The following is a 12818-nucleotide window of genomic DNA, read 5'->3' as shown; positions in this document are numbered from 1 at the left end:
CCCTAGAGCGTGATGGTAGCGCTATCACAACAATGGCTGTGGGGAGGTTTCAGGTCAATGGGTTTTGCGTTGGGCCCCGTTTTGCCCGCCGATTGGCGGTCTGCTCGCCTGCTCGGACGAGTCGATTTCGGCGCGGGTCCGACGCCCGTGCTCATCGACGGCGGCGTGCTTTACGACCTGACCCCCAGCGCGGCGACCGTATCGGCCGCGATCGCGCGCCGCCAATGGCTGCCCGAGCATGGCAGGCCGGTCGCCGCACTCGATCCCGAGGCGCCGGCGCTGCCCGACGGCGCGCGCCTGCTCAGTCCCATCGACCTGCAATGCATCAAGGCCGCGGGCGTCACCTTTGCCGTGTCGGCGATCGAGCGCGTGATCGAGGAGCGCGCGCGCGGCGACGCCTCGCAGGCCGCGACGATCCGCGCTGGGCTGGAACAGCATATCGGGCAGGGCATCCGCGCGGTCGTCCCCGGCTCGGCCGAGGCGGCCGCGCTCAAGGCGGCGCTGATCGCCGAGGATATGTGGTCGCAATATCTGGAGGTCGCGATCGGCCCCGATGCCGAGGTCTTCACCAAGTCGGCGGTGCTCTCGTCGGTCGGCGCCGGGGCGCCGATCGGGGTGCGGTCCGATTCGAGCTGGAACAACCCCGAGCCCGAGGTCGCGCTGGTCATGGACAGCGCGGGAGAAGCGGTCGGGGCGACGCTGGGCAACGACGTGAACCTTCGCGATTTCGAAGGCCGCTCGGCGCTGCTGCTCGGCAAGGCAAAGGACAATAACGCCTCGGCGGCGCTCGGGCCGTTCATCCGCCTGTTCGACGGCGGTTTCACGATCGACGATGTGCGCAGCGCCGAGATCGACCTCAGGATCGAGGGCGCCGATGGCTATGTGCTGACCGGCAAGAACCAGATGGGCCAGATCAGCCGCGACCCGCTCGACCTCGCGGCGCAGGCGCGCAGCGAACATCATTATCCCGATGGCTATGCGCTCTATCTCGGCACGCTGTTTGCGCCGACGCAGGACCGCGACGTGCCCGGCGGCGGTTTCACCCACAAGGTCGGCGACCGGGTGACAATTTCCTCGCCGTGGCTCGGGGCGCTGGAAAATATCGTCACCACATCGCGCGATGCGCCGCCGTGGACGATGGGCATCACCGAATTGTTCCGCAATCTCGCGAGCCGCGGGCTCATCGATCGTATTTGAAGGACTTACCCACGCCATGACTTTGAAACTCGGGCATTTGATCAACGGCGAGCGTATCGGCGCCGAGGGAGCGACGCTGGAAAGCCTGAACCCGTCGAACACCGACGAGGTCGTCGCGCTGTTCCCCGCGGGTGACGCGGCGGCGGTCGATGCCGCGGTCGCCGCCGCGCGCGCCGCGCAGCCGGGCTGGGCGAACGCCTCGCCCGAAGTGCGCGCCGACCTGCTCGACAAGGTCGCGGCGACGATCATGGCGCGCGCCGCCGAGCTTGGCGAGCTGCTTGCGCGCGAAGAGGGCAAGACCCGCGCCGAAGGCATGGGCGAAGTGATGCGCGCCGCGCGCATCTTCCGCTATTTCGGCGGCGAGGCGCTGCGCCGCCACGGGCAGACGCTCGAATCGACGCGGCCGGGGCTCGACGTTGCGACCTATCGCGAGGCGGTCGGCGTCTATGGCCTGATCACGCCGTGGAACTTCCCGATCGCGATCCCGGCGTGGAAATCGGCGCCGGCGCTCGCGTTCGGCAACACCGTCGTGATAAAGCCCGCCAATGTAACCCCGGCGATTGCGAGCGCGCTCGCCGACATCATCATGGAATGCGGGGCGCCGCCGGGCGTGTTCAACATGGTGCTCGGGCAGGGCCAAGTCGGCGCGGCGATTGCCGACCATCCCGGCGTCGATGCCATCTCCTTCACCGGATCGCAGGGCGTTGGCACCAAGGTCGGCATGGCGGCGATGGCGCGGCAGGCGCGGGTGCAGCTCGAGATGGGCGGCAAGAATCCGCTCGTCGTCCTGGCCGACGCCGATCTCGACAAGGCGGTGGCGATCGCGCTCGACGGCGGCTTCTTCCAGACCGGCCAGCGCTGCACCGCATCGTCTCGGGTGATCGTCGAGGATGCGATCCACGACCGTTTCGTCGCCGCGCTCGCCGAAAAGGCCAAGGGGCTGCGCGTCGGCGCGGCGCTCGATCCCGAAACGCAGGTCGGTCCCGCGGCGAGCGAGGCGCAGTTCGAGCAGAATCTGCGCTATGCGAAGATCGCGGTCGACGAGGGCGGGCGTTGCGTCACCGGGGGCGATCCGGCGAAGGCGGCGACGCCCGGCTATTATATGACGCCGACGCTGATCGCGGACACCAATCCCGACATGCGGATCAACAAGGAGGAAGTCTTCGGCCCCGTGGTTTCGACCGTGCGGGTCAAGGATTATGACGCGGCGCTGGACCTCGCCAACGCCGGGGAATTCGGGCTGTCCTCGGGAATTGTGACCAACAGCCAGAAGCACGCCCGCCATTTCCGCAAGCATGTCCGCGCCGGCATGGTGATGGTCAATCTGCCGACCGCCGGGGTCGATTATCATGTGCCATTCGGCGGGACGCGCAAGTCGAGCTATGGTGCGCGCGAGCAGGGGTTTGCGGCGGTCGAATTTTATACGCAGATCAAGACGGTCTACACGGGGGATTGAGCGTGCTGACTCGAACGACACACGATCCGAAAGCGGCGGCGAAATACCCCAGTCTCATCGGCAAGCGCGTGCTGGTCACCGGCGGCGCGAGCGGGATCGGCGAGGCGCTGGTCAGCGGCTTTGCCGCGCAGGGCGCGCATGTGGCCTTCCTCGACAGGCAGGTCGAGGCCGGCGAAGCGCTGGCGCGCCGCCTGTCGGTCGATGCCGCGTCGCCCCCGCGATTTGCCCGCTGCGATCTCACCGATCTCGACAGCCTGGGCGGCAATATCGCCATGCTCGCCGACGAACTCGGCAGCTTCGACATCCTGCTCAACAATGCGGCGAACGATGACCGCCACGCGATAAGCGACGTCACCCCCGCCTATTGGGACGAGCGGATCGCGGTCAATCTGCGGCATCTGTTTTTCGCTGCGCAGGCGGTCATCCCGGGCATGAAGGCGGCGGGCGGCGGATCGATCGTCAATTTCGGATCGATCAGCTGGCACCTCGCGCTGCCCGATCTGGTGCTTTACCAGACCGCAAAAGCCGCCATCGAGGGGATGACGCGCTCGATGGCGCGTGAGCTGGGCGCCGACAATATCCGCGTCAACACGATCATCCCCGGCAATGTCGAAACCCCGCGCCAGGCCAAATGGTACACGCCCGAGGGCGAGGCCGAGATCATCGCCGCGCAATGCCTGAAGGCGCGCGTTCAGCCCGCCGATGTCGCGGCGATGGCGCTGTTCCTCGCCTCCGACGACGCGCGCATGTGCACCGGCCACGACTATTGGGTCGACGCGGGCTGGCGCTGATGACGATGACGCCCGAACCGGTCGCCTTGCCGTCGACGTCGCTGGGCGAGGGGCCGGTGTGGGACGCGGCGCGCCAGTGCCTGTGGTTCGTCGATATCAAGCAGAAGCGGCTCCTGCGCTTCGACCCCGCATCGCTCGCGCTGGACCAGTGGTCCGCGCCGGGCGAAATCGGCTGGGCGCTGCCGGCGGACGACGGGCGGCTGCTGTGCGGACTGCAGGGCGGGCTCCACTGGTTCGATCCGGCCAGCGGGGAATTCACGGCCTGGCTGGCGGTCGAGGCCGATCGGCCCGGCAATCGCCTCAACGACGCCTGTACCGATGCAACGGGCGCCGTGTGGTTCGGGTCGATGGACAATGCGTGCGAGGCCGAAACCGGCAATTTCTATCGGCTGGCGGCGGGACAGGTCGAGCAGGCGGGGCCCAGCGGGATCGCGATCACCAACGGCCCCGCCATCGCCCCCGACGGCGCGACGATCTATTTCACCGATACGCTCGCCGGAACAATCCGGGCCGCCCCGATCGGGCCGGATGGACTGCCCGGTGCGTTGCGGCCGTTCGTGACCTTCGGCGACGGCATGGGGCACCCCGACGGGTCGATCACCGACGCAGCGGGCAATGTCTGGGTCGGCTGTTATGCGGGCTGGGCGGCGCGCTGTTTCAACCCGGCGGGCGAAGAGATTGCGAAGGTCGACTTTCCGACCGCGAACATCACCAAGCTGGCGTTCGGGGGCCCCGATCTGGCGACGCTCTATGCAACCTCGGCGCATCAGGAGATGTCGGCGGAGGAGCGCGCGGCGCAACCGCTCGCGGGGGCGTTATTCGCCTTTCGCCCCGACGTCGGCGGTCACCCGCTGCCGCTGGTGCGCGCGGCATGACCTGGCGGACGCTGCTGCTGGCGGCCGCGGCCTGCGCCGGTCCGGCACACGCCCAGGTCACGCTCGCCCCGACCTTCACCGACCATGCCGTCATCCAGCGCGGCCAGCCGATCCTGGTGAGCGGCACCGCGGCGCCCCGCGACAAGCTGACGGTTACGCTCGCGGACAAGAAGGCGACCACGACCGCGGATGGCGAGGGATATTGGCAGGCCGGCTTCACCGCGCTTCCGGCGGGCGGCCCCTATGAACTCACCGTTCGCGGCGCGGACGGACGGGTGGCGGCGGCCGCCAAGGATGTCATGCTCGGCGATGTCTGGCTTTGCTCGGGCCAGTCGAACATGGAATTGCCGGTGCGCCGTGCGCTCGATTTCGATACGCAGGCGGCGAATTTCGCCGACCCCGGCCTGCGGCTGCTGACGGTCGAAAAGGCGACCGCGACGCTGCCGCAACGCCGCTTCGCCGCGCGGCCCTCATGGTCGCCCGCGTCGGCCGACAGCGTCCCCGATTTCTCCGCCGCCTGCTATTATATGGCGCGCGACCTGCGCGCGGCGCGCGGGGTGGCGATCGGCGCGGTCGATGCGACGTGGGGCGGGACGCAAATCCGCGCTTGGCTGACGCCCGCCGCGACGCGATCGATCTACGGCCAGGACGAGGCCGACCTGCTGGCGCTCTACACGCGCGATCCGCTTGCGGCGAACCAGGCGTTCTTCCCGCGCTGGGCCGGCTGGTGGCGAAAGCTCAGCGGCGACGCGCCGGGCGAGGAACCGTGGATCAAGCCCGACCGCCTGACATGGCAGCCCTTTCCCGCGATATCCTATTGGGACGAATGGAAGGGGACCGACTTCAAAAGCTTCAACGGCTATGTCTGGGCGCGGCGCAGCGTGACGTTGACCCCGGCGCAGGCGGCGCAAGGCGCGACGCTTTCGCTCGGCGTCATCGACGACAGCGACGAAACCTTCGTCAATGGCAAAGTGATCGCCAACAGCTTCAGCTGGTCCGACCCGCGCCGCTATGCGGTTCCCGCCGGATATTGGCGCACCGGGGTGAACGAGATCATGGTCCTCGTCGGCGACAGCTGGGGCAATGGCGGCTTTCAGGGCCCCGCCGATGCGCTCAAGCTCAGCTTCGCCGATGGCAGCGAAATCCCGCTCGGCGATGGCTGGTCCTATGCGATTGCGACGGACAAGGCGGGCGGCGCGCCGCGCCCGCCGTGGGACCAGATCGCCGGACTGGGGCTGATCCACAACGCGATGGTCGCGCCGCTCGGCCCGATCCGCCTCGACGGCATCGCCTGGTATCAGGGGGAGGCCGATGTCGGGACGCCCGGATATGACGCGCGGCTCGCGGCGCTGATCGCCGGGTGGCGCGCCCAGTTCGGACGCAAGGATTTGCCACTGCTCGTTGTCGGTCTCGCCAATTATGGCGATCCGGCGACCAAGCCCGCGGAAAGCGGCTGGGCGGCGCTCCGCGACGAACAACGCCGCGCTGCCGATGCCGACCCGGCGATGACGCTGGTTCCCGCGCTCGACCTGGGTGAAAGGCTCGATATTCATCCCGCGAACAAGATCGAGCTCGGCCACCGGCTCGCGCGGGCGGCCGCTGGCGGTCCGTTCCCGCGCGTCGTCGATGCGACGCGAAAAGACGGCCAAATTGTCGTGCGCTTCGACGGGGTGACAGGGGGACTGATGTCCTGGAGCAGCCACGGCGCGATCGGCTTCGAACTATGCGGCGACGCGGCGGGCAGTTGTCGCTTTGCCGATGCCCGCGCTGCGGATATGTCCGTCACCATTGTCGACGACGGCAGACCTGCGACGCGTGTCCGGTATAGCTGGGCCGATGCGCCGGTCGTCAATTTGTTCGATGCCGACAATCTGCCGGTCGGCAGTTTCGAAATCATGATCCGGTGACGCGCGCTTATGACTGACATATGGAATCATCTCCTCCGGACCATCGGCGATGTGATGGGCGCGCACGGTCCCACGGTCGGTGGGGTGCAAAGCTATGTCCCGGGCGACTTCAGCATTCATTTCTTTCTTCAGATCGCGGTAATTTTGCTGACTTGCCGTGTCGTCGGCTGGCTTGCGGCACGGTTTCTGGGCCAGCCGCAGGTGGTCGGCGAAATGATCGCCGGCGTCGTGCTCGGCCCCTCGCTGTTCGGCCTCTTCTTCCCCGAATTTCAGGCTGCGCTCTTTCCCAAGGAAACGCGCAATGTCCTGTACGTCGGCGCGCAATTCGGCGTCGGACTCTACATGTTCCTTGTCGGCACGACGTTGCGGCTCGATCATTTCCGCTCGAAGGCGAGAAGTGCGTTCGGTGTGTCCGCCGCAGGCATCGTCGCGCCCTTTCTGTTCGCTGCGGCGATCACGCCCTTCCTGCTCGATATTCCGGGCCTGTTCGCCGAAGGATTGGGCCAAGGCCCGGCGACGCTGTTCATGGGCGCGTGCATCGCGCTGACGGCCTTTCCGATGCTCGCCCGCATCATCAACGAACGCGGCCTCGCCAACACGTCGCTCGGGACGTTGACCCTGACCGCGGGCGCATTCGATGATGCCGTATCGTGGTGCGTTCTGGCGATCGTGCTTGCGACCTTCGGCGGCGGGCCGGGCGTGGCGTTGCTCGCGATCGTCGGCGGGGTGGGCTTTGCGCTGTTCATGGCCGTCATCGGCCGCCGTCTGCTCATCCCGCTCGGCCGCGCGGTCGAGGCGAGGGGCGAGTTGACGCATACGCTGCTTGCCGTCGTCCTGATGCTGTATGCCTTGTCGGCCTTTCTGATGGACGCGGTCGGCATTCATGCGGTCTTCGGCGGCTTCCTGCTTGGCGCCTGTATGCCGCGGGGGCTGCTGACCGAAGAGATCAAGAAGAAGATCGAGCCGATGACGGTCGTCTTCCTTCTGCCGATGTTCTTCACCTATTCGGGCCTCAATACCCAGCTGACCACCGTGAACAGCCTGTCGCTGCTCGCGATCGCGCTCGGCATCTTGCTGGCGTCGATTGCGGCCAAGCTGGGCGCCTGCTGGCTTGCTGCGCGGCTTGCGGGCGAGGACAATCGCACCGCCTTGGGGATCGGCGCGCTGATGAATGCGCGCGGACTGATGGAATTGATCATCATCAACATCGGTCTGCAAAAAGGCATCATCGGCCCGACGCTGTTCGCGATCATGGTGCTGATGGCGATCGTCACCACCGTCATGGCGGGGCCGCTGTTCGAACTCGTCTATGGCCGCAAGGCGCGCGAGGCCGGCGAGCTCGGCGCCCTCGGCGCCGAACCGCCCGCGGCCGACGCGGCGCCGACGGTCTCGCTTGGCAAGCTAGCTTAAACTTCTTCGGAGTTTCCGGCCGCCGCGGGGCGGGTCAGTGGTTGTGGCGGGGCAACTGCCGCGACGTCTGGCGATATTTCAGCGCGAACTCCATCACCCCGCCTTCGCCGAGTTGGCCGGTCTTTTCGCGGAACAGCTCTTCCCATGGCGTGTTGCTGGGCGGTATCTCGGGAAGCCCGTCGGCTTTGCGCCGTTCGATTTCGTCAGCATCGACCAGCATGTCGCAGGTCCCGGCATTGAGGTCGATGCGGATCATGTCCCCGTCGCGCAGCCAGGCGAGACCGCCGCCCGCCGCGCTTTCGGGCGAGGCGTTGAGGATCGACGGGCTGTCCGACGTGCCCGACTGGCGACCATCGCCCAGCGTCGGCAGCCATTGGATGCCGCGCTGGATCAGCGCGTCGGGCGGCTGCATGTTCACGACCTCCGCCGATCCGGGCCAGCCGAGGATGCCCGACGAGCGCATCACCAATATGCAATTCTCGTCGATGTCGAGCGCCGGGTCGTTGATGCGGTGGTGATAATCGTCCGAACCGTCGAACACGACCGCGCGCGCCTCGAACACCCCTTCGGCGCCGGGGCGCGACAGGTAACGCTGCCGGAATTCGTCTGAAATCACCGATGTCTTCATGACCGCGAAATCGAACAAATTGCCTTTGAGCGTCAGGAATCCCGCCTTCGCCTGCAACGGATCGGCGAACGGTCGGATCATTTCGCGGTCGGCACTCTCCTGCCCCGCCAGATTGTCGGCGATGCTGCGCCCGGTGACGGTCAGACAATCGCCGAACAATTTGCCCGCATTCAGCAGCTCCCACATCGCCGCGGGCACCCCGCCGGCGCGGTGGAAACGCTCGCCCAGATATTGCCCCGCCGGCTGCATGTTGACGAGCAGCGGCAGGTCATAGCCATGCTCGCTCCAGATGTCCGGTTCCAACTCGACCCCGGCGTGCCGCGCCATCGCGACGATATGCGGCTGGGCGTTGCTCGATCCGCCGCAGACGCTGACCGTGGCGATCGCGTTCAGGAACGCCTCGCGCGTCAGGATGCGCGACGGGCGCAGATCCTCGTGGACCATTTCGACGATCCGCCGCCCGGTGCGATAGGCATATTGGCCGCGCTCGCGGTAGGGCGCCGGGATCGCGGCGCAGCCGGTGAGCGACAGGCCGAGCGCTTCGGCGACCGCGTTCATCGTCGATGCGGTGCCCATCGAATTGCAGTGGCCCAATGACGGCGCGCTCGACGTCGCGCGGCCCAGGAATTCGGCCTCGTCGATCAGCCCCGCCGACAGCGCGCGGCGGCTGCGCCAGATCACGGTGCCCGAGCCGACCAGTTCGCCGTCGTGCCAGCCGTCGAGCATCGGCCCGCCCGACAGCACGATCGCGGGGATGTCGACGGTGGTCGCCGCCATCACCTGCGACGGCGTCGTCTTGTCGCAGCCGGTGGTCAGCACCACGGCGTCGAGCGGGTAGCCGTTCAAGATCTCGACCAGCGCCAGATAGGCGAGGTTGCGGTCGAGCGCCGCGGTCGGGCGGCGGCAATTCTCGAAGATCGGGTGGACCGGAAATTCGATCGGGATGCCCCCTGCGTCGCGGATGCCGTCGCGCACGCGCTTCGCCAGATCGACATGGACGCGGTTGCAGGGGCTGAGGTCGCTGCCCGACTGCGCGATGCCGATGATCGGCTTTCCCGACTGCAATTCCTCGGGCGTCGTCCCATAGTTCATGAAGCGCTCGAGGTAGAGCGCCGTCATGTCCCAGCGTTCGGGGTTGTCGAACCAGTCGCGCGATCGCAGCCGGGGGCGGGGCGGAGGCGTGGTCACTGCCGTTCGGCGCCCTTCGGCCGGCGCGTGGCGAGGCTGGGCGCGGCGTCCGATTCGCGGCGGATCAACGAATAGGGCATCGTCATCCGCTGCTCCTCGGCGTCCTCGCCGGCCTTGCGCGCGCGCATGATCGTCGCGATCGCCGACACCGCCCAGGCGGTCATCTCGCGGATCGGCTGGCGGATCGTCGTCAGCTCGGGCCAGATCGTGCTCGCCATCGCGGTATCGTCGAACCCGCACACCGTGATGTCGTTGGGGACGTCGAGGTGACGGCGATGCGCGACCGCCACGGTCGCGGCCGCCATGTCGTCGTTCGAGGCAAAGATCGCGGTCGGCCGGGGATTGACCGCGAGCAGACGCTCGGCGCCGTCCATGCCCGACCGATAGGTGAAGCGGCCCTGCACGATCAACTCGTCGGGGGTGTCGAGTCCCGCATCGGCCATCGCCGCCAGATAACCGTTGAGCCGCCGTCCGCTCGCAACCTGTTCGGGATTGCCGATGATGAAGCCGATGCGGCTATGACCCAGGTCGATGATATGTTTGGTCATGTCATAGGCGGCCTGGAAATCGTCGATCATCACCGCGCCGTGCGATCCCGTCGCCTTGCCCGGCCCGACCTCGATCGCGATGGCATCGAGTTCGCTGACTAGGTCGAGCACGCTCTGATCGTCGCACAGCGGCGGCGGCAGGATGAAGCCCTTGATCCCGCCCTGCGCCAGGTTGCGCATCAGCGCTTGCGCCTCGGCGACGTCGAGGCAGCTTTGGACGATCAGATGGATGTCGCTCGCCGTCGCCTCTTCGAGCGCGCCCATCAGAAATTCGCTGAGATAGGAGGCCGAGGGGTTGTCGAAGAGCAAGGCGATACGCAATTGCTCGCCGCCCGCCAGGCTGCGCGCGGCGCGGTTCGGCATGTAACGCAGCGCGGCGATCGCCTCCATCACTTGGCTGCGCGTCGCCGCGCGGACGTTCGAATCGCCGTTGATGACGCGGCTGACCGTCATCGGCGAACAGCCCGCCGCCGCGGCGACGTCGGAGATGGTCGGGGCCTTGCCGTGGCGGCGGCCCTGTCGGGGCATGGTAGCGCTCTTTTGGCTCATGCCAGCGTCCCTAAAACGTCTGGCCTGTCAGCGCTAGGCGAATATCGGGGGGACGCCGCGTTCATCGGCCCGGCGCCTCGGGAAAGCTTTGGTCGCGGTACCACGACAGCGGGTGCGCGGGCGCGGCATGGCCGGCGGGCAGCGGACGCCGGGACAGCGACTGGAAATAGGCGATCGACGCATCGCGCCACCAGCGTGCCTCCGCCTGCTGGACCTTGAGCAATGCCGCCACCTCGGCATGACGGGGCGCGTCGATCCGCCCGCGAAGGCTGCCCCATCGGGCAGCCAGGCCATCCACCCCGGCGACACCGCGGTCGTAACGCATGACCAGCTCGTCCCAGACTGTTCGCCCGGTCACCAGCCGGTCGTCCCAGCGCTTGTGGTGGAACCACAGCAAAAACGGCAGCGCGGGGTCGCTTTCGTCGGCATAGCGCTTCGCCAGCCCCGCCGGATATTGGCCGAGCGCGTTGCTGCCGCTGGCGGTCCGATCGAACCCGATCCCGTCGGCGTCGGCGCGGTGATAATAGACCGGGTTCCAGTCGGGCCTGCCAAGATCATCGACCCACGGCGCCGGGCCATGATGATGGTCGCTGCCCATCAAATGCGCGAGGCCGAGGGGTGTCATATAATCGACCACCGTCTGGCGGCTCGTCATCATCAGGGCAGCGACGGCGTCGATCAGCGCCGCGTCGGGCGCGAAAGTCTGCGCAGCCCATTCGCGCGCGATAGCGTCGGATGACAGCGCCGGATTCCACGCGAGCCGGCCAAAGGCGTACCAATTAGCCTGGTCGAAATGCGATCCGGTCCAGTTGCGGTCGGCGCCGATATTGGCGACCCCCGCGATCAGGCTGGTCGGGCCGCCCACAACGATGTCGGCCAGCGTCGTGCGCCCGTCCCTGCCCAGCCCGCCGGTATCGAGCGCCTCCTCGAACAGCGGCGCCAGATAGGCGAGATGGGTCGAAAATCCGAGATATTCCTTGGTGATCTGCAACTCGAGGCCAAGCTGTGTCTTCGACATCGCCCCGAACAACGGGCTGACCGGCTCGCGCGGCTGGAAATCGAGCGGCCCGTTCTTGACCTGCACGATGACATTGGAATCGAACTGCCCGTCGAGCGGCTGGAAGGCGTTATAGGCCTGCATCGTCCGCTCGACCGCCGGGTCGGGATCATAGACGAAGGCGCGCCAGATCACGACGCCGCGCTTGCCGATCGCGCGCGCGAGCATATTTGCGCCTTCGGCATGGGTTCGGCCGTAATCCTGCGGCCCCGGCTGGCCCTCGCTGTTCGCCTTGACCAGGAAGCCGCCGAAATCGGGGATGGCGGCATATATTTCGTCGGCTTTCGCCCGCCACCAGCGCTGGACCCCGCGGTCGAGCGGGTCGGCGGTGGCGAGCCCGCCCAGGTCGCGCGGCGCCGAAAAGCGCGCCGACAGAAAGACGCGGATGCCATAGGGACGCAGCGTGTCGGCGATCGCGCGCGTCTTGGCGATGAAGCGCGGCGTCAGGAAGGTCGCGGGCGCGTTGACATTGTTCACCGCGACCGCATTGATCCCGATCGACGCATTGGCGCGCGCATAATCGGTCAGCCGCGGATCGACATAGCCCGGCAGCCGCCACCACTGGAAGATCGAGCGACCGGCGTAGCCGCGCTCGACGCTGCCATCCAGATTGTCCCAATGGTCGAGCATGCGGATGGCAACGCGCGGCGTATCGGCCTGCGGGATCGCGTCGAGCGGCGCTTGCTGCTGGATATGGCGGAGCAAGGCGAAGCTGCCGTAGAGCAGGCCGATGTCGTCGCGCGCCGAAATCACCATGCCGCCGCCGTCCAGGCGGTCGATGCGAAAGGCACCGGGGAAAGCGGAGGCTTGTTTGGCGGCGGGCGGCAATTTTTCGGCGCACGGCCGATCGACGCGGCAGAGCGACAGGCCCGCGCCGGCGTGCGCGATCGCAAGGGGCCGGTCGAGCCATACCGCAAAGGCGCGGCGGAGTTCGGTCGCGGCCGCATCGACCGTGGCGCTCCGGGGCGCGTCGATCGTCAGATCCGGCGCCGCCGCGGCGACGCCCTCGGCATAGGATGATGGGAGCGGGCGATAGCGCAGCCAAAGCTCATAACCGTCCTCGGCATGCGCGGGACCGGCACAGGAAAGGACCGCGAGCGCGCCTGCCCATATTGCTCCGATGACTCGCGCCGCGCTGATCTCGTCCCTCCCCAAAGCGTTCGGCATGGCTTGACAGCCCGCGCCGCTTTCTTTCATGGTAGCGCTACCATA

Annotated in this window: 9 protein-coding genes; 6 read left to right on the top strand and 3 right to left on the bottom strand. The window is 67.5% G+C overall.

The window, feature by feature from the left end:
• The first annotated feature begins 57 nt into the window (after positions 1–57).
• The 6 genes from ATE67_RS07390 to ATE67_RS07365 are packed head-to-tail and all read left to right on the top strand — an operon-like array spanning position 58 to position 7636.
• Positions 58–1197: a fumarylacetoacetate hydrolase family protein gene (locus ATE67_RS07390; protein ID WP_058816087.1), complete on the top strand. Its 1140-nt coding sequence runs from the start codon at positions 58–60 to the stop codon at positions 1195–1197.
• Between the two features lie 16 nt (positions 1198–1213).
• Complete coding sequence (locus tag ATE67_RS07385; RefSeq protein ID WP_058816086.1) at positions 1214–2653, top strand: aldehyde dehydrogenase family protein; 1440 nt, start codon at positions 1214–1216, stop codon at positions 2651–2653.
• Between the two features lie 2 nt (positions 2654–2655).
• The gene (locus ATE67_RS07380; RefSeq protein ID WP_082660256.1) at positions 2656–3444 is read left to right on the top strand and encodes an SDR family NAD(P)-dependent oxidoreductase; all 789 of its coding nucleotides are present in this window, start codon (positions 2656–2658) and stop codon (positions 3442–3444) included.
• Positions 3444–4319, top strand: coding sequence for an SMP-30/gluconolactonase/LRE family protein (locus ATE67_RS07375; RefSeq protein ID WP_058816085.1), 876 nt, complete (start codon positions 3444–3446; stop codon positions 4317–4319). Before ATE67_RS07380 ends, ATE67_RS07375 begins: the two co-directional genes overlap by 1 nt.
• Positions 4316–6226, top strand: a complete 1911-nt coding sequence (locus ATE67_RS07370) for a sialate O-acetylesterase (protein ID WP_058816084.1) — start codon at positions 4316–4318, stop codon at positions 6224–6226. The genes ATE67_RS07375 and ATE67_RS07370 overlap by 4 nt, the downstream gene beginning before the upstream one ends.
• Before the next feature lie 9 nt (positions 6227–6235).
• A complete protein-coding gene (locus ATE67_RS07365; protein ID WP_058816083.1) occupies positions 6236–7636 on the top strand; it encodes a cation:proton antiporter in 1401 nt (466 codons plus the stop codon).
• A 34-nt stretch (positions 7637–7670) separates the two neighbouring features.
• Here the strand turns inward: ATE67_RS07365 and ATE67_RS07360 are convergent, their stop codons facing one another.
• The 3 genes from ATE67_RS07360 to ATE67_RS07350 all read right to left on the bottom strand — a co-directional run bounded on the left by ATE67_RS07360 (position 7671) and on the right by ATE67_RS07350 (position 12773).
• Positions 7671–9452 carry an IlvD/Edd family dehydratase gene (locus ATE67_RS07360; RefSeq protein ID WP_058816082.1) on the bottom strand — a complete coding sequence of 594 codons (1782 nt, stop codon included), beginning with the start codon at positions 9450–9452 and terminating at the stop codon, positions 7671–7673.
• Positions 9449–10528, bottom strand: coding sequence for a LacI family DNA-binding transcriptional regulator (locus ATE67_RS07355; RefSeq protein ID WP_058816081.1), 1080 nt, complete (start codon positions 10526–10528; stop codon positions 9449–9451). The genes ATE67_RS07360 and ATE67_RS07355 overlap by 4 nt, the downstream gene beginning before the upstream one ends.
• A gap of 82 nt (positions 10529–10610) precedes the next feature.
• Positions 10611–12773: an alpha-glucuronidase family glycosyl hydrolase gene (locus ATE67_RS07350; RefSeq protein ID WP_082660254.1), complete on the bottom strand. Its 2163-nt coding sequence runs from the start codon at positions 12771–12773 to the stop codon at positions 10611–10613.
• Between the last annotated feature and the right edge of the window lie 45 nt (positions 12774–12818).

It is taken from the genome of Sphingopyxis sp. H050, assembly GCF_001468265.1.
GTDB lineage: Bacteria > Pseudomonadota > Alphaproteobacteria > Sphingomonadales > Sphingomonadaceae > Sphingopyxis.
Note: the sequence above shows the minus strand (reverse complement) of the source record. Positions and strands in the feature narration are given on the sequence as shown.